This is a genomic window from Acidobacteriota bacterium, from assembly GCA_016208495.1.
GTDB lineage: Bacteria > Acidobacteriota > Blastocatellia > Chloracidobacteriales > Chloracidobacteriaceae > JACQXX01.
This window is the reverse complement of sequence record JACQXX010000107.1, coordinates 96,093-120,629: the sequence shown is the minus strand read 5'-3', so window position 1 is coordinate 120,629 and position 24,537 is coordinate 96,093. Positions and strand designations below refer to the sequence as shown.

Sequence of the window (24,537 nt, the reverse complement as noted above, 5' to 3'; positions counted from 1 at the left end):
TCCTCGATTTCATCAAACTTCGCGCTGACTTTCCCGAAGATTTCTTCAAATGTTCGCTCTTTGATTCCCGGTTGTTTGGTGTTTGTCATCCCTTCAGTTTATCTTTTTTGGCTTTTGTTTTCCAAACAAAGAATTGCTGCAACCGACGGGTTGAATCTGGTAAATATTTGATTTTATTCGTGTTTTTCAAATATTTCGTGTTTAGAAATATTTTGGCGAGGGTCAAAAATTACCTAATCTTCACCGAAGGGCCATTGGGTCCACCAGTTTTCGAGAAAGCTTCCGTCAATAACATAATGAACCGTATGGGCTTCGGTCCGATTCGGAATGTCCAGTTTGGAGGCAAATTTGTAAATAACCCGATTCGGGACAGCCGATTCGCGGTGAGCATTTCGTCGCAAAACAGTCTGCAGCGGGGCTTCCACATAGACAATTCTGACGCGTGCCTGATAGGCCGCAAACAAGTCAATCAACTGGCTTCGCCGGGCAGCCATTATATTTGTGGCATTCCAGACAAATGGTTGCTGGCGGCGAAGGTATTCCCGGGCCTGGGTTTTAGCGGCTGAGATCACTGAACCCTGATTGTCTTCCGGTGAAATATCGAGACTGAGTCGAAGTTCATCAAGCGAAATAATTGGCAAGCTTCCGGCACAATTCAAAATCCAGGTATCTTTTCCGGCGCCAGGGATGCCCACCAGCAGCACCACCTCAAATCGGGTTGTGTCATAGGCATCATAGGGGAGTTTGTCTGGTTCACTCCGAAAATAGACAAATCGGCTGTGGTCTGAAGCAAATGCAAATGGATGGGTCAGGCAGCCATATTCGCGACAGAACTCCCGAAACAACTCAATTTGGTCCAGCCGTTCGGCTTTGTAAGCAGGGTGGCAATTCTCGGAATCGGTTTCTGACAGTAATGCCAGCCAGTCACACCTCACAGTTTGACTGGCCTGAATCACCAACCGGGCTGGATCCGCCTGGTCAAGGCAATGAACTGGCAAGCCTGAGTACCGAATCAGGTTGACGATCATTTCACGAATCAGAAATGGCACCGGGTTTGTCTGGAAAAACACGTCATCCCACAGGATCAACCGCGCTTTGTACATTCCCCGGCGTTGATGCCCACGGCAGGAAATCTGACCTTCCGGGTCAAAAATCGTACATTCAGGTTTGGCAATATCCCGAAGCAGGGCTGTCGCAAAGAGGATTGACCGCTCAACCGCTGGAAGCATCCGCCACTTTTGACTTGAAACCAGCGCCTCGCAAATCATTCGGGTTTGGATCAGAGCATCGTCATTCACAGCGTGCAAAGTTTGATCCAGTGAGCAATCACGCAGTGCCTGAAGCCAAACGAATTCCGATTCAAGCTGCTCCCAGTTCAATTCCCAGGAAGGAGGTTCGGGGCAGAATGGGAAATTCCAGGATGAGAATGACATATTAGGGTTGCGGGTATCGGGCTAAGGGCTGAGGGAAATACAATCTTTTCAATATTTTAGCCTTTGCATAATGCGAGGATTCAATTCCAAAGTGGTTTATACCAACTTGCAATGGGATTCCTGTATGAGAAAACATTTAAGTGACTCAGCCAAATGAACTTAGTGAACTACTGACTACAAACTGTATAAATCAACATCCGGTTTTAAAAGATTGGGAATGATCGGGCGGTCGAGCCAGTGACCTTGAGCCTGATCAACCGCCTGTAAAAATGTTTCCCGAACATATTTAAACCGTCTGCATACACGGCCATCGGTTTCTATTTTCAAATACAAGCCTTCCATCAAGGGGTTAGGATCAGTTTCTTTCAGCGCACGGGTTTCATCCAAACCAAGTTCGCGACAAGCGTAAGCCAGGTTTTCCAGGTGCGAATCAGAAATAAAAGTTGAGTGTCCCATGAGGTTCAAAAGCGCCTGAATTGACATAATTTTGCCCGTAAAGAGCACCGGTACCGAGACAATGGGCAACCCCGCCAGCAGAGCAGCTCGTCGGTCAGTACTGAGGAACTCTGAATTTTCTGTATCCAGAACATCGAATTCCAAAAAGTAATGTGGCAGAAGATCATAAAAAACGGTGTGCTTAGCATAGACCCATTCGCCATAGAGCACATATTGGTGTCCTAGAACTTCCCACAGGTTGGGCGTTAAACTGGTTGCCCATTGTTTAAACAGGTTGAAATGCCGTTCTCGGGCGCCACCAAGTAAAAAATGTCCCCGGCTTTGGAGCTGAAGCTGTCCAGTTTCTGAAAAACTAATGGCCGCGTTGGCCCCATCAACTTTTTCTTCAACCACGACAGTCTGGTCGGTCAGGTCGTCCAGGCTCAGTTGTTCCAGGTCTTCATCACCCGGTTGAATTCGAGAGCCAGTCAGATGGGGTGTGCGTGGGAATTTAAACAAGTCGTCAGGCATAGGATCAGTGTTTCGGGTTCCGAGATTTAATAACAAAAAGGACATAAATTCGAAAACCCGGAAGCGCGGAACTCACATACCCGCCACCACAATCAGGTGGTTGAGAACATACTCGCAGGTAACTCGATTGGCACCGGATGCTCTCAGTGTTTCAACCAGTCGGGTCTGATCAAAGAGATGAATATGTTCCGGGTTGTCATCTTCGTGTGAAGGAACGCTGATAATGACAAACCGCCGGGCCACGCGACAACATTCACGGATTGCCTGTTCAAATGCTGGAATGTGCTCCAGGACCTCAAGGGCCGTGACTACGTCGAAAGCGTGATCGAGAAAGTTCAGATTCATCACATCCATTTCATGGGCAGAAAGACGGGGAATTCCCCCACTGCCAACAGCACGGATATCAATGACCCGTTTGAGGTCGCAATCAATGGCCGTAACTGGAATTTCTGGAAATTCCTCGATGAGTGGCCATAAAAAAGCTCCGCGACCACTCCCGATATCGAGCAAAGCTTCCGGTGACATCCCTTTCAAAATACCCAAAACCCGATGAACACGCGCCAGTCCCATGGTTCGCTTAAAGCGATGGAGCCTCAATCCCTGATCAAGGCCAAACTGAACAATGGCTTCAATTTCTGACTCAAGCAATGCTTCCAGTGGCGCCGTCCATAGTTCTTCAAGCTGACCTGGAATGAGTGTTGAATCTGAAAGTGTCCCACGAACAAAAGCGGCGGCAATTTTGGCAAAATAAAACTCGGTGTGACTCATTCTTGACAATTTGACTGAAGTGACAATGTGACAGGGTGACCAGGTGACCAGGTGACAAGGTGACAAGGTGACAAGGTGACAAGGTGACAAGGTGACAAGGTGACTATGGTTTTTGAGATAAATATTTTCTCGGTTTGTATTCGGTTGAAATCCCAGAAACTGTTGAATAATTTGTATTTGTTTTCTGTGGTTCCTGTATATTCCGTATCAACTGGCCACCTTGTCAATTGGTCACCCTGTCACCCTGTCACCTTGTCAATTGGTCACCTTGTCACTTCCTGTCCTTCCAATTTCTTAAGGCGGTAGCGTAACTGGTCACGGGATATCCGCAGCAGCTTGGCGGCGTTGGTTTGATTGCCGCCACTTAATTGCATGGCTTGCTGCACAAGCGACATTTCAACCTCGTCAATTGAGATTCCTTCGGTTGGAAGCTGGAAGATGTGTTGTCCCGCAGTTGATGCCTTGGGCTCAACTGCTGGAAGCGCTGTTTGTGAAGGTTGTGTGCTCGGAGTGGGGACTGGTGCCGTCACGATTGGGCGATGATATTCCGGTAAGATCAGGTCGCGGGGAAGGTACTTGGTGGTAATCAAATCGCCGTCTTCCAAAATCATGACCCGTTCGATCACGTTTCTAAGTTCACGGACATTGCCTGGCCAGGAGTATTTTCGAAAAATATCTTCAACCTCTGAACTTAGACCTCGAGTTTTTTTACGCAGTTGCTGTTTAAACTGATTGATAAAGTGATTGGCGAGAATTAGCCCATCATCGCCGCGTTCTCGCAGGGCGGGAACATCAATTTGAATGACTGAAAGCCGGTAATAGAGATCAAGCCGGAATTTTCCTTCCTGGCACTCTGATTTGAGGTCCCGGTTTGATGCGGCAATAACTCGGGTATCGAGCGATACATCTTTGAGGCCGCCGACCCGGCGAAATGTTCCTTCCTCTAATACTCGAAGGAGTTTGGCCTGCAGATTGAGTTCCATTTCTCCAATTTCGTCCAGAAACAGCGTGCCGCCTTCAGCCTGTTCAAAAAGGCCGGCTTTGCGGGCTTTCGCATCAGTAAAAGCCCCTTTTTCATACCCGAAGAGTTCACTTTCAATCAGCGTTGACGGCAACGCGGCACAGTTAATGGCCACAAATGGTTCACTTGACCGGCGGGAGGCGTAGTGAATGGCTTTGGCAATGACGTCTTTCCCGCTGCCGGATTCTCCTTGCAGCAACACGCAGGATACTTCGCTGGCAGCCACTTTTTTGGCCAGTTCCAGGGTGTTCATCATCGCAATGGATCGCCCGACAATTTGCTCAAAGCTGAATTGACGGGCTTGTTCGCGTCTGATTTGGGTGACTTCTTTGCGCAATCGCTGGGCTTCAATGCCATTGCGGATGGTGATTTGAAGCTCCTCAAGGTTGACCGGCTTCCCGATGAAGTCATACGCCCCGGCGCGTAAGGCTGCAATCGTGTCATCAACCAGTACATTGGCGGTAATCATAATGACAACCGCCTGCGGTTGGGTGCGTTTTATATCGCGCAGGACATTGAGGCCCGATCCGTCGGGGAGATTAATATCAAGCAACACGGCGGTTGGTTGTTCGGATTCAAACAATGTCATGGCGGCTGAAGCCGTGGCGGCTTCCACACATTCATAGCCCCATTCATTGAGTGCTTCAGTGAGTGACCAGCGGATGAGTTGTTCGTCGTCAACAACAAGAACTTTGTCTTTAGGCATGGTGAAATGATGAGTGATTCGAAAAAATGTTCAGGGCAAGGTGCAGCCCCTAAGGATACTCGATTTTGGTGTCTGAGGCGACTGAACCTTCTCCAAACTGGGATCATTTGTCAATGTTTGCATCTGGATTCAATTCTTCAACGAAGAAAAAAATGGTAGTCTCAGGTTGGCTCGCCCCCAAAATCAAGTGTATCTGTTTTCGCACCTTTTTCCTCAATACCCGTTTTAATTAATTCCTGCTTTAGCCAGGAAAGTCAAAATATCTACCTGGAATGATGTCGTGACTCATTCGGATATGAGCTCTCATTTCAGAAAGCACACCTCGTGCATCAGGTACGACACCAGCGGAATCAAAGATAAAGGTTAAATATTCTGTCTGGTTTATATCCTGGACAAAATATTTCTGTTTAGTTTTTGTCTTGGAAAAATTCTTGACAAAACATGGTCAATCAAGTACTTTTTAGCAGGCTGAATGAGCATTCACTTCTGTCGTAGAAGGGTAGTCGTTCTTGCTCTTATATAACTCGACATACAGACGTACTCTGGTGGGAAAGAATCGCCACCAGGTAGCAGAAAAAGAAAGGACACGATATGAATGGTTTCTCTGAAGGCTGTCCGGCTCAGTCAACAGTTGAATTGGTGGCTGAAGCAAATTTACCAACTGAGCATGGAGATTTTCGAATTATCGGGTTCCGAAGTTTAACCAGCGGTGAAGAGTTTGTGGCGCTTACGATGGGAACACCCCAGGCTGACCAATCAAGTTTGGTCCGGATTCACTCCCAGTGTTTGACTGGGGATGTGTTTCATTCAATTAAATGTGATTGTGGCCGGCAACTGACCCGGGCAATGGAGATGATTGCCGAAGAAGGTCACGGTGTGATTGTGTATCAGCATCAGGAAGGCCGTGGAATTGGCATCCTGAATAAAATTCGAGCCTATGCGCTTCAGGACCAGGGCGCTGATACCATCGAAGCCAATCTGCGATTGGGACTCGAAGTTGATACCCGCGATTACACCCAGTGCGCTGAAATTTTACAGCTCCTGGGTTTGCAAAAAGTTCGGGTGATGTCCAACAACCCCGAAAAAATCTCGACGCTACGTGAAGCTGGCCTGACCGTTGTTGAACGGGTGCCGATTGAAAGCCAGCCGTTTGAACCGTCAATGAATTACCTGCGCACCAAAAAAGAGCGAATGGGCCATTTGTTGAATCTTGTCTAAATTTTTGGCGCACGAATTGCAAGATATTTTTTTGAAATCAATTGCAACCTAAATTTGAGCAAAAAGCTCACACTTTCTGAAAACAAAGACATTAAAGCGAAATCTTAAACATTATCCGGAACGGTTTGGTGAGGATTCCCCGAACCGGTTTCGCTCACTCTGGAGGTTACATATGGGAAAAGTTCATGGCATTGCGAAAATTCATGTCACTGAGGAAAATCGTTTCTCAACGTTTGTCAAAAGCCGAAAGTCCGAAGCGTATCGTGATCTTGAAGCCTGGCAACGCTGGTTTGCCGACCGTGGCATTCCGTCAATTATTGCCAGCACGCCGAGTGGATATGCTTTATACCGCGATGGGTTGGTTGAGGTTGACATTCATGATGAAAGTGTTTTCCAGGCTGCGTAGTTCTTTAGGTAACCCATAGGGAACAAAGGACTAATCTGGATTTGATCTTCTCAATTCGCACCCATTTCGTGTCCTTCGGCTTCTTACACTCAACCATAATTGTATGGTTCTTTCGTTCCCTACGGGTTACCTTGTCCCGCCTCTTTTTCCACTGAGTTCTCTGCGTCCACAAGTTCCTCCACGACGTCAAGTACCGCTTTTGGCAGTAATTTCCCCTTAAAGAAAATGACGGGTCCAACAACACCGGCAAGGTGTTCGTCTGTGACTTTGAGTCGGTCGGAAACAGCCAGAATGAGGTTTTTCATGCCGGCCCGACGCACCTTGTCAAATTTCCGTCGCAAATAATCCGGGTGCCAGAACCCCACGATTTCGACATGAAATACCTGTCCTGATGGATGGCGAAGCGCAAAATCAGGCACCATGACAGTCCCTTTTAAATCAACAATTTCAACTTCTCGTTCAAGTGTCCACAGGGTATCGTGCCGTACCCATCGTTCGACAAAGGACGCTTCGAGCAGGCTGTCATACGCTGGTGGTTTGGGATAGTGTGAGCGCAATGCGGCTTGCGAAGTGACGTGATAGGTGGCAGGCACACCTTTGATTTTTAACTCAGCTTCGATTTCCCAGCGTGTGATATGCAACAACGCTGGAAAAAATGCCGCCATTTTGACACCGTACTTTAAATTTTGACGGAAAAGACTGGCTGGACCATCCACAAAGACCCGATACCCATCGTCCAAATTGCCCTCAACGGCATACATCAACCCATAAAACTTAATCAAATGAAATAATTTTCGATATTCGCCTGGTACATTGCGATGGGCTTGAATGACGATTTGACGGGCGTAATACAGTAACCCCTGAGCCTGAGCCAGATTGTACCGGTCAATGAGTTGTTCAGGCGTTTGGTCTGGAACTGAAACCAGCATGTGATTTTCGGGCAAATCAGCATAAAATGCTTCCCGGAGCATTTCCGGATCCAGCCCAAACCGGTTTGCCAGTTCATTCAAAATATTTTGAACTTCACGTGGTCGGTGACCATGCTCGGCAGCCAGGGTAAAGGCTTCCTGGCGAAGTTCTTCAGGGGGAATTGGGGAAACCACTGAAAAAACAGCATCTTCCAGGGCGAGATGGGCCAGACCACGTACCAGACGATAATCCGGCGAATTGCCTTCAAGGGTTTTCAACGCTTCCATCACCACACTGCGGGGTTTTTGCAGGCAACCAGTAATGGTTTCCAAAACACTGGTCGCCCATTTGGTCCGGGGCCCGTTCAAAAATTGTGGATATGCCTGACCGCCGCGTACGCGATAGGTCAAAAGTTCTGACGGAAGCACAAACGGATCACCTTTCTGGAAAAATTGAAGAATGTGGGTAGTGGTTAGTGATTAGTGGTTAGTGGTTAGAAATCAATACCTTCAAAGAAGAACCACGCATCAAGAACCAAAAACAAACCACTAAGGGAGCGTTAAAAAATAAGTTCCTCGGGCGCGTTCTGCCACGTCCAGGTTTTGGTCTTGCACCGCGAAGCGTTGCCGTTCGGATAGCCGGTCGGTTGGCCGCTTTGGGCCTACCACCGGATCCAAAGGCCACCCCTTGGTGCTCCCACGCTTCGCCCGCGCCCCTGCGGGGCGCGGGCGAAGCGGGGGAGCACTGGACAGAACGAACCTGTTCCCGGTGGTAGCTCACAAAGCCTCGCAACCACCGGCTATCCGAACTGCAGCCCTCCGGGATGCTCAATCCAAATGCCTGATTCCCAAACGAAAACGGGAAGTTGATTTTTTACAGTCCCTAACCACTAATCACTAACCACTAACCACTTGTTCTTCATTCTTCATTCGTCTAGCGGCCACGCCTTCTTCTCGGGTTTGGCGGGTGATGACTTCATAGAGCACCGCTTTTTTGCCTTCAACGCGTCGCAAAATGCGTCCGAGACGCTGGACAAACTCTCGACGAACGGCACTGCCCGATAAAATGACACCGATTGAGGCATCTGGCACGTCCACACCTTCATTTAAAGCTTTGCTGGTAGCCAGGGTTCGGTAGGTTCCATTTCGAAACTGGGTCAAAATGTGGTGGCGCTCTTTAATTGGTGTCTGGTGGGTAATGCAGGGAATCAGGAATTTTTTGGAAAGTTCATACACGGTGGCGTTGTCTTCGGTAAAAACGACGGCTTTTTCCTGTGGATGTTCGGCCAGAATCAATTCCAGTGCCCTCAGTTTGGCTGGGGCGGCGTGCGAGAGCCGCCGAAGTTCCTGATGAGCGTGCATTGCCTGGCGGCCTTCGATGGTCCGGGAAGAAACCATCACAAACCGACTCCATCCATCGAGTTGCTTCAGTGAGATGTTGTTGGCATCGAGGAAGGCATCCCGTTGGCGCTGGGCCGCCGTGTACGCTTCCCGTTCAGTACTGGTGAGTTCCACATACAGTCGTTTGATCTGGTAGGGAGCCAGTACATCTCCGGCCAGATCTTCCGGGTCACAGTGATAGACCAGCGGTCCAATCAGGTTGAATAAATCCCGGTGGCGCATATCGCTGCGTTCCAGCGTCGCAGTCAGCCCGAGCCGATAGGGGGCGAGCGAAAATTCAGCGATGCTTCGGTAAAACTCAGATGGTAGGTGATGGACTTCATCAGCAATCAGGACGCCATACTGATTTCCAAGCCGTTCCATCTGGCGGGCGGCTGAGTCGTAGGTGGATACCAGCAGCGGGCTCGCATCGTGATAGCCGCCTCCGAGCAACCCAACTTCGGTTTCCGGGAAGGCCGCTTTGAGCAAGGCAAACCACTGGTGCATCAGGTCAATTGTCGGGACAATCACCATGCCGCTTCGGCCACAGCTTGCCAGAGCCTGCATTCCGATCAGGCTTTTTCCCGCACCCGTCGGCAGCACCACCAGCCCACGGCGACCAGCTTTGGTCCAGGCTTCGAGCGCCGCCGTTTGGTGAGGATATGGTTCAAATGAAAGTAATGGAGAAAGCTTTAACCGCTGGTATCGTGGTGCTCGATTGGCATCCAGGTCCGGTCCCAATTTTTCGACAATTTCCCGATACTGCTCACAGGAGGCTCGAAACGCGTCAACGCGTGGGTCAAATCGAAACAGACCTGTCACCGAAGCTGGAAGGTCAGTGCTCCCCTCAAGTAATAATGTTCCTCGATCAAACCGAAGTGTAAAACCCATGCCAGACCAATGAAGAATGAAGAATTGAGAATGAAGAATGAAAACCTGGTAAGTCGTTAGGTTTCAATCTTTACAGGCTGGACAAGTCCAAATTTTTCAGCCATGACCAGCAGGATTGGCATAATGGCTCCCCACACCAGGCCGACGACAATCATTGAAAAGGTGGGGTCATATTTAAAGGTGACTGCGCCAAATTTAGTACCGGCCAGGTAGCTTAACGGACCACCAATTGCCCCAAACACTGCCCCAATGACATAGCGCCGGTGCATCCATTCAAGCGAAGTACTAAAACTGCTGGCAAAGAGTACCCAGAGCGAAATAATCCAGGCTGGGGCGAGCCATTGTAGCCGCACAAAGTCATCCATATAGGCCAGCACGCCATACATTTTTTGCAGGCTGTCAGCCACTGCTCCCAACACACCGACAGCCAGTATAAATTTTACTTCACGGAGGCGGTCAGGTGCCACCAGCAGGATGTGTCCAATCAAAAAGAGAACCACAACGAGCGGGCCAAGCCAGACATACCCCTTGGCCGCACCAACCACGCAGGCAAACCAGCCGACCTGGAGGGCAATAAAGTTGAGAATTTTTGAGAGCATAGGTATCGAGGATAAACGGGAGGTTCAAAGTGAACACCCGAGCTTACTCTAAGAATAGCAGTTGATAAAAGCGGCAGTTCCCGCATTGGGTCGCGTTCACTCAGGCAGGTTACCACGAAGTTCAAACCATTTGTTGACATTGTTCGATGGGTAAATAGCTCGATAAAATAAACTTAGTGAGTGATTAACTACTAACTGCTGACGCCTGACTATGTTCAGTTTGAACGCTTGTTCGCTAATGACAACCCAAAATCCCACAAGCGGGCACCGGCCCTGGAATGGACCGCCAGGGTTTGTCTTTCCCGGCATTAAGTGCTATCTGAAAATGATAGAATTCTCGTTGAATTTCCGCGTTTCAAAAAATCAACCAGTCGAAAGTATACCGGCCATCAGTACAGATAAACCTTGTTAATAGAAAGATTTAGCTGAGTGATATTTCGTGGGTGAGTTACCAATCCCAGGTGATACCCCAAGGCAAATCTGATAAACCTGATTGAAAAGAAAACCTGTGGCATAGCATTCGCCTTTTGGCCTGTTGAATCCAATTCAACAGCAGACTTCAACATATGTATTGGGTGCCACATCAGGGCCCAAGGCATAAGGAACTATGGACATCCAACGAAGCAAATCCGTCGCACGAAATCGCCAATTACGCCACGTTGCACTTGCCTTTGTCGTGCTGTGCGCCGTGGTTGGGGTGAGTTTATGGGTTTCCCGATTGAAGCCCGCCGCTCCGACAGTTGACCGGGCAACAGTCTGGATTGACACCGTCAAACGCGGGCCGATGCTGCGTCAGGTTCGGGGACTGGGGACGCTGGTACCCGAAGAAATCCGGTGGATCCCAGCGGGGAGTCAGGGGAAAGTGGAAAATATTCTGGTCAAACCCGGAGCGGAAGTCAAAGCCGACACGATTTTGATGGAATTAAGCAATCCAGAGCTTGAGCAAAGCGTTCTCGATGCCGGACTCCAACTCAAAGCTGCCGAAGCTGAGTATGCCAGCCTCAAAGTCCGGTTGGAAAGCACGCTCCTTGACCAGCAAGCGGCTGCTTCATCGGTCAAATCCGACTTTATCCAGGCCAAAATGCGATCAGACTCAGATGAGCAACTCGCCAAAGATGGGTTGATCTCAGATCTCAACCGAAAATTGTCTCGTGTTACGGCGGACCAGTTGAAAACGCGCACTGAAATTGAACAAAAACGACTGGCCATTCACGATGATTCGGTCAAAGCTCAGCTTGGCGCCCAGCAGGCACGCATCGAACAACTCAAAGCCCTGGCTGACCTGCGCAAGAGCCAGCTCGCTGACTTGAAAGTCAAAGCTGGAATGTCTGGGGTGGTGCAGTTAATTCCGGTTCAGGTTGGACAACAGGTCACTCCAGGCACCAACCTGGCCCGGATTGCCGATCCAACCCGGCTCAAAGCTGAGATTCGGATTGCCGAAACCCAGGCCAAAGATGTGCTTGTCGGGCAATTGACCACTGTGGACACCCGCAACGGCACGGTGAATGGGAAAGTTGTCCGCATTGATCCATCAGTGCAAAATGGCACGGTCACGGTGGATGTCAGCCTGGAAGGCGAACTGCCAAAAGGCGCCCGACCTGACCTGAGCGTTGACGGAACGGTTGAACTTGAGCGGCTCGATGATGTGGTTTTTGTGGGCCGTCCGGTTCAGGGCCAGCCCAACAGCACCATTGGCATATTCAAAATCGAATCCGATGGCAAACACGCGGTTCGAGTCCCAGTGAAACTGGGGCGGAGTTCAGTGAACACTATCGAAGTCGTTGAGGGTCTTAAACCCGGTGAACAGGTCATACTTTCAGATATGTCGGCCTGGGATGCCGTTGATCGAATTCAGCTTAATTGAAAAGAGTTATTCGTCAGTAGTCAGTAGTCAGTAGTCAGTAGTCAGTAGTCAGTAGTCAGTAGTCGAGTGTTGGGAAGTGAGAAATTCTGTCAAGTGTATTCGGTTCTATTTGAGTTATTTAGGAATAATTCTTTTCAAAAATCCCGCAGATTCAACGATCCGGGTTTTATCTACTGACTACTGACTCATCAACTACTGACTACTGACTACTGACTTATCAACTACTGACTAAAAATGAAGGTGGTGCTATGGATTGGGAACGCTGGTGGCAAGATGTACTTGAAGATATTGAAACCTGGTGCCGGAACAAATCCCCGATCTGGCGGGCGATTTTGCTGCTCTATTTCGGATATGCCGGTGTCCATTCGGTGTTTGATCCGGAATATCAAAATTTCTTTTCAGGCATTACCTTTGGCATTCACGAACTCGGCCACGTTATGTTTGGCTTTGCTGGGCTGTTCATTTCGGTTTTGGGTGGGAGTCTGGCTCAGGTGGCGGCACCGATCATCGTCATCGGGGGATTTCTCCACCAGCGTGATTATTTCGCGGTGACAATTGGCAGTAGCTGGCTCTCGCTCAGTCTTTCCAATCTGGCCACGTATGTCGGAGACGCCCGCGCCCAAAGCCTTCCCCTGCTGGGTTTGACGGATGACCCGATCCACGACTGGCATTATTTGTTGTCAGCACTGGGTTTACTGAGTTTTGACACCAAACTGGCGCTCCTGATCCGCGTACTGGCCCTGGGGATTATTCTGGCATCTCTTGCCAGCGGCGCCTGGATTTGTTACCGAATGCACGTGCTGGCTCAAAAAGAATAGTCTTCAACCAAAAAGGCATTGAGATGGTCTACCGTCAAATAGGCGCCGGGATCAACCGTGCTCCGGCTGGCCAGAACCTGCAAGACTTCCCCGTCTGGATCCCCAAGCGATGAAAGCACCATCAGTGCTTCGCTAAAATCTTCCATTTCAGTATAGCGATTGATGGTGATAAGACACCGCAATCCGGCCTGTGTGGCGGCAAGTAACCCGTAGCGGGAATCTTCAATCACCAGCGTTTGCTGAGGATCAAGTCTCAGTTGATCAATCGCCAGATGGTAAATATCTGGAAACGGCTTTTTTCGATCCACTGAATCCCCAGCCAGCACCAGCGCAAACCGGTCCGCCAGTTCTGGGCCGACGCTATGACGTAACACGGCGCCAACGGCATCAGGAGCACTGGTTGAAGCCACCGCCAGTTGCCAGCCATCTGCCACGGCTTCGGTCAACAGCCTCAGAACCCCAGGCCGCGGAGGAATTCGTCCCGAAGCCAGAATCTCAGCATAAATTTGGGTTTTCCGGCGATGCCAGCGCTCAACTTCGGCCAGTTGCTCAGTTTCGTCATCAGAAAGACCGAGGTGCGCCACAAAATCTGGCGTCAATAAACTGGCCAGCCGCTCTTTCCCACCGTTAATCGCCAGATGGCCACCATATTCCTGGGCCGACCAGTTCACCGGCAGACCAAACTCTTCAAACATCTGATTAAAGGCAGGTAAATGCCCAAATGGCTCAGTGTCGGCTAACGTTCCATCGCAATCGAATATCAGGGTTTTTGTCATGGGGCTCGGAATTTAGGGTTCAGGGTTCAGGGTTTGAAAAACCAGGGCTGAGGGCTTGGGGTTTGGGGCTGAAAATCCAGGTTCGAGTTCAAGTTTTTTAAAATTTGGTCTTTTTCGTCTTTTTTGTCCTTTTCAGGAGCAAAAAACAACCTTATCCGGAATTTAGATCTCAAAAAAGTGAAATTTCATGTTACGTCGTTGTTAAATCTGTGTTACAACATAACAGCAAATTGCTGTGGCCTTGCAAGCCGATATCTCATCTATATGGAAGGAGGGGCTTTCACAAATGAATCAGACCTTCAATGTTCGTTCCGCAGCTTCGTCTGAAGCTACCATGCCGCTTCCACACCAAACAGGGGCTGAACAGCAACAATCGATTTTGCCTAATTTTCTTGAATTAGGTCTCGCGATGTTTGGTGGATTGTTTATCCTGTTGCTCGGTATCTGTCTTGACCCTAATCACCTCGGCATCCTGGAGCTCCTCCGGTAAGGCATATCGCCCCACACAAGAGCAACTGTCACAGGATCAGATTTAACCTCTGGCCGGCTTGAGTCCCGCTCAAGCCGGCCTTCGTTTTTCCCTGCCATCCTCAGTCAAGTTGGCGATGACGAACTAAACTTCAATCCCAAAATTCCAACCACAATCAAACCAATGCAAAGAATGCGGGCAAGTTCGCGTGGTTCGTTAAAAAGCACCATTCCCAGGATCGCCGTTCCCACCGCGCCGATTCCGGTCCACACCGCATAGCCAGTGCCAACCGGAAGCGTTCGCATCGCCAGCGAGAGCAGAAAGAAGCTGACGCCCATTGCGGCCAGCGTCCCGAGGCTGGGCCAGAGTTTGGTAAATCCTTCGCAGTATTTCAGCCCAATCGCCCACACAATTTCGAGCAACCCGGCAATAATCAAATAGGTCCAGGCCATAAGCTCCTCATTTAAATATTTAGATGTTTGAGTTTGGTCAAGGTCAAAAACTTCGCGTCAATCCAGATTCTGGTGTAAATGATTTCCCTGTCACTCCAAGGTCTAAAGCAACCACCGCCTGCTCTCTCACCACATCACTCATGGTAATCATTCCAAGCAACCGGCGTTCATCTTCACGATCAACAACAGCTAAGTGTCTGATCTGAGAAGAGTTCATAATGACTACGGCTCGGACAAGTGCATAATCAGGGAAGACGGTGGGAACTCTTTCCACAATATCGGCAATGGTTTGTTTCCCCTGGTTCAAGGCCAGATTTCGCCGAACACGCGCCCGGCTGACCAACCCAAGATACTCACGCTGGGTGCCAACAACCGGGAAGGTGGCAAAGTCATAAGGTGACATCACCTCCAGAGCTTCGGGTAAAGCCATATCGGCTGGAATGGTTATGAGGTCGGTGGTCATGGCGTCCCCCACTCCGATTTGCTCAAGGGCATGGGTTACTTTCCCTGAGGGGTGTGGAAGAAAAATATTGTCCTGTTCCAGCAAAGCCTCATAGATCGGAGTTGGCCGCCATTTTCGCGCCAGACGATAAGCAATCATGTTGGCAATCATGAGTGGCAAGACGAGTTCATAACTGCCTGTCATTTCAAAAATGATCAAGACTGATGTAATCGGCGCCCGAATGATTCCCGCAAAAACTGCCCCCATCCCAACCAGGGCAAAGGCTCCGATTTCAGCACTACTGTGGTGAAACAAACCAACGTCCAGATACCCGATCACACCACCAACCATGGCCCCAATAAACAGCGATGGCGCAAAAATTCCACCAGCGCCACCGCTACTGTAAGAGAATGTCGTAGCCAGCACTTTCATTGCGCACAGAACCAGCATCACCCGTATATCCAGCACTCCGGCCAGTGCCCGGTTGAGTGTTTCATATCCGCCACCAGTTATGCCTGATTCGTTCAACCATAAGAGTGCCACCACGGCCAGAACCCCAGTGACAAGCCCTCCAATTGCTGGGCGAGCCCAGCCAGGCAAGACCCGACTCTGACGAAATTTTTTGCGGAGAACGAGCAGTAAATCAGTGAATACAAGCGAAACCAGGGCTGCCACAACTCCCAACACGGCATACAGCAGGAGGGATGAGGTGTGGTGCAATCCATATCCGGGTGGAATGTGTAAGATCGGATGGGCCCCCAACACATTATGCTCAATCACAGCCGCCAGGGCGGCTGCCACCACTATTCCTGACAGAAGTGTTTGATCAAGGTCTCCGACAATCTCTTCAATGCTAAACGTGACTGCCGCCAGTGGGGCATTGAACGCGGCGGCGACTCCGGCAGCGGCGCCAACTGGCAATAACCGCGTGAGATTCTGGCGTGACAATGCGGCGGCCTGGCCAAATAAGCTGGCAATCCCGGCACAAATTTGGACCGTCGGGCCTTCTCTCCCTAAAGAGGCGCCGGAACCAATTTGCAATGTGCCAAGCAGAAATTTTCCAACAACAGTTCGAAGTGCCAGCCTCCCATCGTGAACCACATATGCCACCTTGACTTGTGGAATCCCACTTCCGCGAGCATCTGGCACCACAAACTCCAGCAAAATCCCGCACACCAGTCCACCCAGTGTTGGAAGTAATATGACCCACCAGATCCAGGAATACCCAGGTGCCGCCTGGGCCCGGTCAATCAAATGTGTTTCGGCAAAATGAATGGCCAGATGAAAAGCCACTGCCGCAATGCCACAGATGGCACCAACAAAAATCGTCAACGCAAAGACGCGTTGGCCTTCTTCAGGAATGAGTTTTAGAAAGACCCGTAACCCGGCAACATTGGCCCGGTGCAGGCGAAACCGCCACAATCGAACAGCGGCTCGAAACCGATGCCCATAATCTTTCACAAGCCCTCCTTTCTACCGCTGACCAGCCTCACATTTATTGTGAGCGCCGATTCAATAGTAATACCAGTTTGTAGTCAGTAGATCGTAGTCAGTAGTTCACTAAATTCAATTGATTGAATTACTTGACTGTTCCCTAATACGATAACTTCATTCCAAAATGGTATAAGCTTATGGATCCCCACAAAGTAAGCACAATCAAAGCGATCCCACTCAGCACAAGCCCCAATTTGAAACGCACTGGCTCAAACCGAAACTCAACCTGATGCTCGCCCGCCGCCAATTTCACGGCCCGCAACGCATGGTCAGCTCGCCAGAGGGGTTGTTTTACACCGTCAACGTACACATTCCAGCCCGGATAGTATGTATCAGACAATACCAGCACCCCGCCGGATGCACTCTTCGCGGCAATCCGAATGGTATTGTTTTGATACCTCACCATTTTGACAAAATCATCTGGCGCCGGACGATATACAACCTCGCCTTGGGCACCTTCTCCTTGAACATAGGCCGTTTGAAGCGGGTCAAACCCTGGGGCTTTGATCAATTTCACAATTTCATCTGGGATTGAGTCTTTCTTGCGAGCCAGCGGTGTGTCAGGCATCCCAATCGCACGAGGGACAAAAAATGCACGGGGTTTGGCCTTTGGATTTTCGTAAATGCGCACGCCTTCCCCGGTGAAACGTTCGACATAGTGTTCCGGCACAAACGGCGTGTCGTCGTTGGTAATCAGATATTTCACATTCCACAGGTCATACCAGGGCGACTGGAGCGGGTCAAAAACCACGTGGCTCAGGTAATTCTGGCTCTGCACCGCAGAAGCCATTTCCCGATACCAGCGCGGAAAAAGTTGATCTTTGCCGCTGATGGTTTGAATGCGATAGGGCACCAGGGTATTTGGTGGAGCGACAATTTTTCGGAACTGGCTGACCTGTCCTTTGGTGCTGAAATTCGCCGGTGCCACGACCACCCGAAACACATCTGGATCCGATTGCAAAAATGTGGTCGCCGCGCTGGAGTGATACACCAGTGACCGGGGGTAACTTTCATTCAACTGACTGGCATTCCATCCCAAATCCACCACGGCCACCACCAGCAACACCGCACAAAACACCGGCTGGCTCAAGCGTCCACGCCGCCAGGCCAGAAACAGCGCAAACACCACGCCAAAAAACACGAGCGGAATCAATGTTCCTGGGAAATAGTCTACATTGGTGAGATCAAAGTTTTCCGAAATGGCCAGCGGGGCCCGGATCATTCGCCGCAAACTGTTGTAGTTAAACATCATTCCCTGATACCAGCCGGTTTGGGCGATGGCTGAAACCACGGTGATGACCAGTCCCATCAGCGAGAGATAGAGCATTCCCAGGCGTTTGATCCAGCGAGTGAAACCATCCAGGACGTCGCCTTCGAGTTGCAACAGGAAGTGCAATCCGTAAGCCACCACGGCTGCCGTCGAAAAAGTAAACAGCACACTCACCCGATTGGTCACCCGGATGGTCTGTAAGACCGGAATGTATTGTGTGATATGGACATAGAGCGGCACCGCGCACATCACAAAGGTCGAAAACACCAACAGAAACAGAAAATACCCAAGTCGCAGCCGGTCTTCAGTCATCAAGGCTGTAACCTTGCGCCGCACCCACCACACATAGCCGCCAAAGCTCCCCAACAACACGCCGCTCAGCCCAAAGTACACCGTGTGCGCATGGGAAACACCGATTCCGACAAACAACACCGCAAATTTGGGGTCATAGGCTTCGCCAAACACGTGCGGGAGCAATGCCGTGATGAGATACCAGGGCGGCAGCCAGTTTGGTGCCAGTTCCGTTGGAACAATTTTCCGATTTGAATATCCAAGCAATTCAAAAATTGGCATCCATTGGGCCGCCGAAAGCGTCATCCCCACCACCAGCGAAATCACCAGCAGTTTGGCAATTGGCACCTTTGCCAGCCATTGATGTACCGAACCAGAAGCTTTGAATTTCGGATTGAAGAGTGCCTGAAATCCATAGTAGGTCACGATGGCGCCGAGATAATAAATTTGATTCGGCATATATCCGCAGTAAAACTGCATCGCCAGACAGACCCCAACGCCAACTGCCGCCCAGTGTGAACCACGTTCAATCGCCCGATCCAGACTCAAGAAAATCAACGGCAGCCACATCAACCCGCCAAGCCACCCGGAACTGGTCACGTGAAAAATCGTCAGGCTGGCAAACATAAAGGTCATCGCCCCGAAAAGTGACGAAAACGGACCAAGGCGGATGTTGATGAAAAACAAATAGGTAAACAGTCCCATCAAAAAGAGTTGCAGCAGGCAGGTCAGATCATAGGCACGCGGAACGTCAAATATCCAGTACAAGACATTGAATGGCGAGAACATGCGAAACACGCCATCCGCATAAATCGGATGCCCGCCCAGGTTATAAGGGCTCCACATTGGCCATTCGCCCTGTTTGTAAGAATCCACCAGAAAATATTCGCGGGTGATGTATGTGTCAGTGATGTCGCGCCGGTTGTACGAATGCCCAAGGTAGGTTGGCCCGGTGTCTCCCCACGGAAGCTGGTTTTGGAGCGTTGCCGCATCAACCATGGTTTCTCCGAGAAAAACCACTCGCCAAAACATTCCAGTGACCAGAATCAAGAGCACCAGCGCCGCAGCCAGATGGGCCAGTTTCGGACGCGCTTTGAAGTAAGATTGAACGGAAGAAAACATAGAAAGGCAGTCAGTAGTCAGTAGTCAGTAGTCAGTCATGCAAAGGAAGAGTTGAGCAGCACCTGAGAAAAGTGGCGACTGTATCGCTTTGGGCTACTTCAAACAAGGGGCTTACGAAGGATACGGTTGTCAGTGCCACCTGCGTAAGGGAATCGGGCATACACTGGACCTGCCAAACCAGGTTGCACAATGGATACCAAAGGGTTAAGAACCAGGGTTTTACTACTTGCTACTCACAATCTCGCGACTCGCTCTCAACTTATGCCTGAACTACCTGAAGTCGAATCTGTTGCGGCCTACCTCCGCCAATTGTTACCTGAACACACCATTGAGCAAGCAGTGATCAACCGTGCCAAATTGATCCCAGCCCATACACCCGAGGAGTTTTGTGACCGGCTCAAAGGTGCCACCTTTACCGATATTGGCCGACGTGGAAAACATATCCTGCTCCACCTGGATTCCAGCGACACGTTGATTGTCCATCTGCGGATGTCAGGACGGTTTCTCTATGTTGATCAATCGGCTGAACTTCCCAAATTTACCCACGCCATTTTTGCGCTGGATGAAAACAAATTGCTGGCGTTTCAGGATCAACGCCACTTTGGAATGATGCACCTGGTCAAAACGGATGAACTCCATCAAGCCAAAGAATTGAGCAGTTTGGCACCAGAACCGCTCGGGCCGGACTTTACGCTTGAATATCTCACGACAACACTCAGCAAATCCAAACGGGCGATCAAAGAAGTGTTGCTTGATCAGACCAGAGTGCTTGGATTGGGCAATATTTATGCCGCTGAAGCCTTGTTTGCCGCCCGGATTCATCCCGAACTCCCTGCCAGCAAAGTGACTCCAACCCAGCTTGAAGATCTTCATCCGGCGATTCAGGCCATTTTGGAAGCCGCCATTGAAGCCGGAAGCACCATCCACACCAACCCTGAAGACATTACAGGCGGTTATTTTGGGAACGCCTTCGAAGAAGCACTGGCCGTCTATGACCGCGAAGGCGAGCCATGCTGGCGCTGTGAAACCCTGATTGAGCGCATCCGGCAAGGTCAACGCTCAACCTATTTTTGCCCCAATTGTCAAAAGAAGGAAGAATTGAGAATTGAGAATGAAGAATGAAGAAATTAAGGACATAAAGGACATAAAGGCAGGTGTGAAGTCGGTTTGGCGGGTGTGACAAGGGAGACCCTGGTGAATTTTCATTCCACGCACGGCTCGCTGAGATTCCCCTGTGCGAGACGTATCCGACCTGGTGGGTACTGATCTTTGAGCAAGGTGTTCCTATTTTTGGCAAAATTCAGGTCATTCTCAATTCTTCATTCTTCATTCTCAATTCTTCATTCTCAATTCTTCATTCTTCATTCTTCATTCTTCATTCATCTCAATGGCTTCACTCTCTTACCTTCAACTGCTGAAACAAAATCCGAATTACCGCCGGCTCTGGTTGGGACAGGTGATCAGTCAAATGGGTGACTGGTTGTATTCAGCCGCGATGTATTCGCTGGTGGAATCATTGACTGGTTCTGGTCGCGCTGTTGCCTGGGTGATTGTGCTGCAATTCTTGCCCTACTTTGTCTTGAGTCCCATTTCGGGTGTGATTGCCGACCGGTTTCCACGCCGGGCAATCATGATCTTTGCGGACCTGATGCGGGCAGTGACGGTTTTAGGATTATTGCTGGTGCGGCGACCGGAACACGTCTGGATGGTGTATGTCGTCGTTGGCATGACCGATGTGATGAGCGCCCTGTTTGAACCAGCCCGCCAGGCACTCTTGCCGTCGCTCTGCAAACGTGAAGAGTTGTTCACGGCAAACGCGCTTTCTTCTCTTACCTGGTCAATGACACTGGCCATCGGCGCCGGAGTTGGCGGTTTCATCACGCTGGCCGTGGGGCGTGAAGCAACCTTCGTTTTGGATTCGCTTTCGTTTTTGTGCTCAGCCTACTTCATCTGGCAAATCAAAAGTTATGTTCGGACCGAACACCTCTCCGTCGAACAATTCAAGGCCAGACAGGAAGCCTTTGGTATCCGGTCGAGCCTGAATGAATTAGGCGCCGGGTTGGCCTATGTCTGGCAGCGACCCGTCGTGCTCTCGTACCTGCTGGTGAAAACTTCGGCCAGCCTTGGCGGAGGCTTTCTGGTGTTGTTTACCATCTTTGGACAACGGCTGTTTCCGATTGGGAAAACTGGAACCGCCATTGCCTTGCTGTATGCCGCTCGGGGATTGGGCACGGCTCTGGGACCAGTGATTGCCCGCCGGGTCGGCGGCGAAACACCAGTGATGCTTCGTCGAGGAATTGGCTGGGCCTTTCTCATTTATGGTTCTTTTTATGTTCTTTTCGGCCAGGCACCAAGTTTACCGGTGGCCATGTGCCTGCTGGTCGGAGCCCATATCGGCGGAAGTATTCAATGGGTGAACAGTACGGTATTGCTCCAGTTAAGCGTCCCCGATGAGTTTCGCGGTCGAGTGTTTGCCCTTGAATGGGGACTGCTGACGCTGGCCGGCGCCATTTCAAATTACACGGTTGGATGGCTGGTGGATAATAGCCAGTTTTCACCCCGCATGATTGCCAGCGGGATTGGGGTCTATCTGATGCTTCCAGGTCTGGCCTGGGTGATCGTTCAATGGTTTATGAAAAACCACTATACGGCGGCAGCTCAGGAACGAAGCCTGTCTCCGTCTTAAACTGGGACTGAGAAAACCAGGGCTTGGGGCTCAGGGCTGAAGAAAACGGGTTCAAATCGCAAAACTCAACTGGTTTGCAGTTTCAAAAACATTCAGGCTAAACTGGCAGATTCCTTGACTCATAACCTGCTTGTCCTATCTAAAACCTTGTATTGAAGCCAGTTATAAATCATTGCCCCACATTGGCAAAAGCGAACGGGTTAGAAGGATTGGAGTTTCCCCAGGCCCTCAGCCCCAGGCCCTCATAAGCTATGGTTCAGTTTAAATTTACCCGCCACCACGTCCCGATGCTGCTGATTTTTTTTGTTGTGTTCATTGACACCATGAGTTGGGCAATGGTGATTCCAATTCTCCCCACATATGCCCTCCGCTTTCAAGCCGACGAATTGACGATTGGTCTGCTGCTTTCGACCTATTCCTTTACTCAATTGCTGGCGGCGCCGTGGTTGGGACTCTGGTCAGATCGTGTTGGCCGCAAACCAGTACTGGTCTACAGCATGCTTGGCACCAGTCTGGCCGCACTGCTCACCGGACTGGCCTCATCGGCAATCGGAATTGGGCTGATGGTCCTGTTTGTGGCACGTGCGTTGGATGGAATTACCGGCGCCAACATTGCCACCGCTCAAAGTTATGTCGCCGATATTACTGAACCTGAGAACCGGGCTCAAGGAATGGGCATGGTCGGAGCGGCAATTGGACTGGGATACACCTTTGGGCCTGCCATTTCCGGCATCATTGCCCGCCATTTCGGAGTGGCAACACCATTCTTTGTGGCTGCCGCCCTGGCTTTTTCCAATATGGTCGCCATGTGGCTCTTGCTCCCTGAAGTCCGCATCCCTAATAAATCAGCATCTTCGACGGAACATACTTCATCACGGCTCTCGAACATCCTTGAAGCCTTCCACAACCCACAGTTAAATAGCTTGCTGGTTGTCGCTTTCCTGATGACCGTGGCTTCGATTTTGTATATGGCGATGCTGCCACTGTTTACCAAAGTCCAGGTCCATTATACCGAGGAAAGAACCGCTTATCTCTTTGCCTTTATGGGATTTACCACCACTCTGGTCCAGGGAGGACTCATTCGGCCACTGGTCAAACGCTTTGGTGAAGCACCAGTTTTACTGGCGGGTTTGTGTATCCTTGGGAGCAGCATGACCTTATTGACCTTCGCCCATATGAATTTCGGGCTCTATGTCTTCACCGGAAGTTTGGCAATTGGCACGGCACTGGTGACGCCAACCGCGTTGGCATTGATTTCCCGCCGTACTTCGGCCAGCGAACAGGGCAAAGTCATCGGTGTGTCGTCTTCGATTTCAAGCTTTGGTCGGATTCTTGGCCCGGCCTGGGGTGGATTTTCCTTCAAGCACTTTGGTCCGCACGCGCCGTTTTACAGCGGCTCGGTTGCCTGTCTCGCCGCAGTACTGATTTTGGGTTTGTTTGGCCTGCGCAGTGCCGAAGCAATGAAATCTGAAGAAGGTGAAACCGTGAAAGCAGGAGGCTGAAAACAACGGGCTTGGGGCTGAATTACCCAACTTCTTCAGCCTGAAGTCTTCAGCCCGAGGTTTTCAGCCCGAAGGTTTTTTCACAAATCCAGCCGTGCGCGGACCAGTTCAGCATACTGGTCACGGGTTGCTTGATCTGAACCTGGAGGATTGCCGGGATAGACACGCAGGAAGTTATCGTCCGGGAGCCGTGGGTGAATGTGGATGTGCAAATGCGGCACTTCCTGGAACGCCGCGGGGCCGATGGAGTGCCAGAGACTCAAGCCGTCATTTGGGAAAGCCAGTCCAACCGCTCGGGTGAGGCGTGACACAGTGTGCATCAAGGCCGCACCTGTTTCACGATCCAATTCCCGAACATCATTGAAATGCTGCCGTGGTATGACCAGGACATGACCCGCATGAAACTGACGAATGTCCATAAATGCCAGCGTGAATTCATCTTCAAAGACAATGCTGGCAGGTTGACTGCCATTGACGATATCACAAAAGACACATTGGCTTGTCATTGAAACCTCATTTTAATTCTATGAATTCAAAAGTTTTCTGGATCACACACGTCGGCGGTGGACGGCTGGCAATTATGCCACGTCCCAGAGGCGGCATGTTTCTCGAAGCTGAAATTGCCCGGTTCGCGGCTGAAAACATTCATATTGTAGTTTCGTGTTTGACACAACCTGAAGTGCTGGCGCAAGGCTTGATGGCAGAGCCCGACCTGTGCCGTGAACAAGGCATCACCTTCATCTCGCACCCTATTGTTGATCATTTTATTCCGGATTCCATGCCAGACACGGCCCGAGTGATTCAGCAGCTTCACGGGTTTCTGTTAGAAGGAAAAAATGTCGCCATTCACTGTTATGCGGGGATTGGTCGGTCGGCATTGCTCGCCGGATGTGTCCTGATTTTGGATGGGATGAACGTCAACGATGCCTTTGAGGTGATAAGCAAGGCCAGGGATTGGCCAGTGCCGGAGATGAAAAAACAATATGACTGGGCAATCAAATTTGCTGAAGGGTATCAAGGACCTGAGTCCTGATAGCATTTTGAGGCGTCATTCG

21 protein-coding genes are annotated in these 24,537 nt (G+C 50.3%); 9 read left to right on the top strand and 12 right to left on the bottom strand.

All coding sequences use genetic code 11. The features are described 5' to 3' along the window. Positions 1 to 233 precede the first annotated feature (233 nt). From HY774_22085 to HY774_22070, 4 genes are all read right to left on the bottom strand, one after another. Entirely contained in the window at positions 234 to 1,433 is a 1,200-nt protein-coding gene (locus HY774_22085) for an ATP-binding protein (protein ID MBI4751177.1), read from the bottom strand. 174 nt (positions 1,434 to 1,607) lie between these two features. Beyond that, complete coding sequence (locus HY774_22080) at positions 1,608 to 2,399, bottom strand: RNA ligase family protein (GenBank protein MBI4751176.1); 792 nt, start codon at positions 2,397 to 2,399, stop codon at positions 1,608 to 1,610. Between the two features lie 72 nt (positions 2,400 to 2,471). Continuing rightward, on the bottom strand, positions 2,472 to 3,167 hold the full coding sequence (locus tag HY774_22075; GenBank protein MBI4751175.1) for a class I SAM-dependent methyltransferase: 696 nt from the start codon (positions 3,165 to 3,167) through the stop codon (positions 2,472 to 2,474). A 263-nt stretch (positions 3,168 to 3,430) separates the two neighbouring features. After that, on the bottom strand, positions 3,431 to 4,894 hold the full coding sequence (locus HY774_22070) for a sigma-54-dependent Fis family transcriptional regulator (protein ID MBI4751174.1): 1,464 nt from the start codon (positions 4,892 to 4,894) through the stop codon (positions 3,431 to 3,433). Positions 4,895 to 5,485: 591 nt separating this feature from the next. On the opposite strand from HY774_22070, the gene ribA reads away from it, so the two are divergent. Then, on the top strand, positions 5,486 to 6,112 hold the full coding sequence (gene ribA / locus HY774_22065) for a GTP cyclohydrolase II (protein MBI4751173.1): 627 nt from the start codon (positions 5,486 to 5,488) through the stop codon (positions 6,110 to 6,112). A 172-nt stretch (positions 6,113 to 6,284) separates the two neighbouring features. Continuing rightward, the gene (locus HY774_22060; GenBank protein MBI4751172.1) at positions 6,285 to 6,518 is read left to right on the top strand and encodes a hypothetical protein; all 234 of its coding nucleotides are present in this window, start codon (positions 6,285 to 6,287) and stop codon (positions 6,516 to 6,518) included. 119 nt (positions 6,519 to 6,637) lie between these two features. Here HY774_22060 and HY774_22055 read toward each other — a convergent pair whose 3' ends face one another. From HY774_22055 to HY774_22045, 3 genes are all read right to left on the bottom strand, one after another. Further along, positions 6,638 to 7,855, bottom strand: a complete 1,218-nt coding sequence (locus HY774_22055) for a DUF790 family protein (protein ID MBI4751171.1) — start codon at positions 7,853 to 7,855, stop codon at positions 6,638 to 6,640. Between the two features lie 468 nt (positions 7,856 to 8,323). Then, positions 8,324 to 9,697 (bottom strand): DEAD/DEAH box helicase, encoded by a 1,374-nt coding sequence (locus HY774_22050; GenBank protein MBI4751170.1) that lies wholly within the window; start codon positions 9,695 to 9,697, stop codon positions 8,324 to 8,326. 56 nt (positions 9,698 to 9,753) lie between these two features. After that, positions 9,754 to 10,296, bottom strand: coding sequence for a DUF2878 domain-containing protein (locus tag HY774_22045; protein ID MBI4751169.1), 543 nt, complete (start codon positions 10,294 to 10,296; stop codon positions 9,754 to 9,756). 607 nt (positions 10,297 to 10,903) lie between these two features. Between HY774_22045 and HY774_22040 the strand changes: the two genes are divergently transcribed. Both HY774_22040 and HY774_22035 read left to right on the top strand, forming a co-directional pair. Beyond that, complete coding sequence (locus HY774_22040; GenBank protein ID MBI4751168.1) at positions 10,904 to 12,160, top strand: HlyD family efflux transporter periplasmic adaptor subunit; 1,257 nt, start codon at positions 10,904 to 10,906, stop codon at positions 12,158 to 12,160. A 248-nt stretch (positions 12,161 to 12,408) separates the two neighbouring features. Continuing rightward, the gene (locus HY774_22035; protein ID MBI4751167.1) at positions 12,409 to 12,978 is read left to right on the top strand and encodes a hypothetical protein; all 570 of its coding nucleotides are present in this window, start codon (positions 12,409 to 12,411) and stop codon (positions 12,976 to 12,978) included. Here the strand turns inward: HY774_22035 and HY774_22030 are convergent. Next, on the bottom strand, positions 12,966 to 13,754 hold the full coding sequence (locus tag HY774_22030; protein ID MBI4751166.1) for an HAD-IA family hydrolase: 789 nt from the start codon (positions 13,752 to 13,754) through the stop codon (positions 12,966 to 12,968). The two genes, HY774_22035 and HY774_22030, sit on opposite strands and share 13 nt — an antisense overlap. Positions 13,755 to 13,989: 235 nt before the next feature. Between HY774_22030 and HY774_22025 the strand changes: the two genes are divergently transcribed. After that, on the top strand, positions 13,990 to 14,244 hold the full coding sequence (locus HY774_22025; protein MBI4751165.1) for a hypothetical protein: 255 nt from the start codon (positions 13,990 to 13,992) through the stop codon (positions 14,242 to 14,244). Between the two features lie 104 nt (positions 14,245 to 14,348). Here HY774_22025 and sugE read toward each other — a convergent pair whose 3' ends face one another. From sugE to HY774_22010, 3 genes are all read right to left on the bottom strand, one after another. Next, entirely contained in the window at positions 14,349 to 14,675 is a 327-nt protein-coding gene (gene sugE / locus HY774_22020) for a quaternary ammonium compound efflux SMR transporter SugE (protein ID MBI4751164.1), read from the bottom strand. Positions 14,676 to 14,718: 43 nt separating this feature from the next. After that, entirely contained in the window at positions 14,719 to 16,578 is a 1,860-nt protein-coding gene (locus tag HY774_22015) for a chloride channel protein (GenBank protein MBI4751163.1), read from the bottom strand. 133 nt (positions 16,579 to 16,711) lie between these two features. Further along, positions 16,712 to 19,294, bottom strand: coding sequence for a YfhO family protein (locus tag HY774_22010; protein ID MBI4751162.1), 2,583 nt, complete (start codon positions 19,292 to 19,294; stop codon positions 16,712 to 16,714). Positions 19,295 to 19,555: 261 nt separating this feature from the next. On the opposite strand from HY774_22010, the gene mutM reads away from it, so the two are divergent. The 3 genes from mutM (at position 19,556) to HY774_21995 (ending at position 23,482) form a co-directional block, all read left to right on the top strand. Further along, the gene (mutM, locus tag HY774_22005; protein ID MBI4751161.1) at positions 19,556 to 20,416 is read left to right on the top strand and encodes a bifunctional DNA-formamidopyrimidine glycosylase/DNA-(apurinic or apyrimidinic site) lyase; all 861 of its coding nucleotides are present in this window, start codon (positions 19,556 to 19,558) and stop codon (positions 20,414 to 20,416) included. Positions 20,417 to 20,681: 265 nt separating this feature from the next. Next, positions 20,682 to 21,980, top strand: coding sequence for an MFS transporter (locus HY774_22000; GenBank protein MBI4751160.1), 1,299 nt, complete (start codon positions 20,682 to 20,684; stop codon positions 21,978 to 21,980). A 251-nt stretch (positions 21,981 to 22,231) separates the two neighbouring features. Continuing rightward, a complete protein-coding gene (locus HY774_21995; protein ID MBI4751159.1) occupies positions 22,232 to 23,482 on the top strand; it encodes an MFS transporter in 1,251 nt (416 codons plus the stop codon). Positions 23,483 to 23,562: 80 nt separating this feature from the next. Here HY774_21995 and HY774_21990 read toward each other — a convergent pair whose 3' ends face one another. Beyond that, positions 23,563 to 23,988 carry an HIT domain-containing protein gene (locus tag HY774_21990; GenBank protein MBI4751158.1) on the bottom strand — a complete coding sequence of 142 codons (426 nt, stop codon included), beginning with the start codon at positions 23,986 to 23,988 and terminating at the stop codon, positions 23,563 to 23,565. Between the two features lie 20 nt (positions 23,989 to 24,008). Between HY774_21990 and HY774_21985 the strand changes: the two genes are divergently transcribed. Continuing rightward, the gene (locus HY774_21985) at positions 24,009 to 24,515 is read left to right on the top strand and encodes a dual specificity protein phosphatase family protein (GenBank protein ID MBI4751157.1); all 507 of its coding nucleotides are present in this window, start codon (positions 24,009 to 24,011) and stop codon (positions 24,513 to 24,515) included. The last annotated feature ends 22 nt before the right edge of the window (positions 24,516 to 24,537 follow it).

What these genes read in the sequence shown, in the direction of transcription:
- HY774_22085 (MBI4751177.1), bottom strand. Translation starts at nt 1,433, where the DNA reads ATGTCATTCTCATCCTGGAATTTCCCATTCTGCCCCGAACCTCCTTCC.
- HY774_22080 (MBI4751176.1), bottom strand. Translation starts at nt 2,399, where the DNA reads ATGCCTGACGACTTGTTTAAATTCCCACGCACACCCCATCTGACTGGC.
- HY774_22075 (MBI4751175.1), bottom strand. Translation starts at nt 3,167, where the DNA reads ATGAGTCACACCGAGTTTTATTTTGCCAAAATTGCCGCCGCTTTTGTT.
- HY774_22070 (MBI4751174.1), bottom strand. Translation starts at nt 4,894, where the DNA reads ATGCCTAAAGACAAAGTTCTTGTTGTTGACGACGAACAACTCATCCGC.
- ribA (MBI4751173.1), top strand. Translation starts at nt 5,486, where the DNA reads ATGAATGGTTTCTCTGAAGGCTGTCCGGCTCAGTCAACAGTTGAATTG.
- HY774_22060 (MBI4751172.1), top strand. Translation starts at nt 6,285, where the DNA reads ATGGGAAAAGTTCATGGCATTGCGAAAATTCATGTCACTGAGGAAAAT.
- HY774_22050 (MBI4751170.1), bottom strand. Translation starts at nt 9,697, where the DNA reads ATGGGTTTTACACTTCGGTTTGATCGAGGAACATTATTACTTGAGGGG.
- HY774_22045 (MBI4751169.1), bottom strand. Translation starts at nt 10,296, where the DNA reads ATGCTCTCAAAAATTCTCAACTTTATTGCCCTCCAGGTCGGCTGGTTT.
- HY774_22040 (MBI4751168.1), top strand. Translation starts at nt 10,904, where the DNA reads ATGGACATCCAACGAAGCAAATCCGTCGCACGAAATCGCCAATTACGC.
- HY774_22035 (MBI4751167.1), top strand. Translation starts at nt 12,409, where the DNA reads ATGGATTGGGAACGCTGGTGGCAAGATGTACTTGAAGATATTGAAACC.
- HY774_22030 (MBI4751166.1), bottom strand. Translation starts at nt 13,754, where the DNA reads ATGACAAAAACCCTGATATTCGATTGCGATGGAACGTTAGCCGACACT.
- sugE (MBI4751164.1), bottom strand. Translation starts at nt 14,675, where the DNA reads ATGGCCTGGACCTATTTGATTATTGCCGGGTTGCTCGAAATTGTGTGG.
- HY774_22010 (MBI4751162.1), bottom strand. Translation starts at nt 19,294, where the DNA reads ATGTTTTCTTCCGTTCAATCTTACTTCAAAGCGCGTCCGAAACTGGCC.
- mutM (MBI4751161.1), top strand. Translation starts at nt 19,556, where the DNA reads ATGCCTGAACTACCTGAAGTCGAATCTGTTGCGGCCTACCTCCGCCAA.
- HY774_22000 (MBI4751160.1), top strand. Translation starts at nt 20,682, where the DNA reads ATGGCTTCACTCTCTTACCTTCAACTGCTGAAACAAAATCCGAATTAC.
- HY774_21995 (MBI4751159.1), top strand. Translation starts at nt 22,232, where the DNA reads ATGGTTCAGTTTAAATTTACCCGCCACCACGTCCCGATGCTGCTGATT.
- HY774_21990 (MBI4751158.1), bottom strand. Translation starts at nt 23,988, where the DNA reads ATGACAAGCCAATGTGTCTTTTGTGATATCGTCAATGGCAGTCAACCT.
- HY774_21985 (MBI4751157.1), top strand. Translation starts at nt 24,009, where the DNA reads ATGAATTCAAAAGTTTTCTGGATCACACACGTCGGCGGTGGACGGCTG.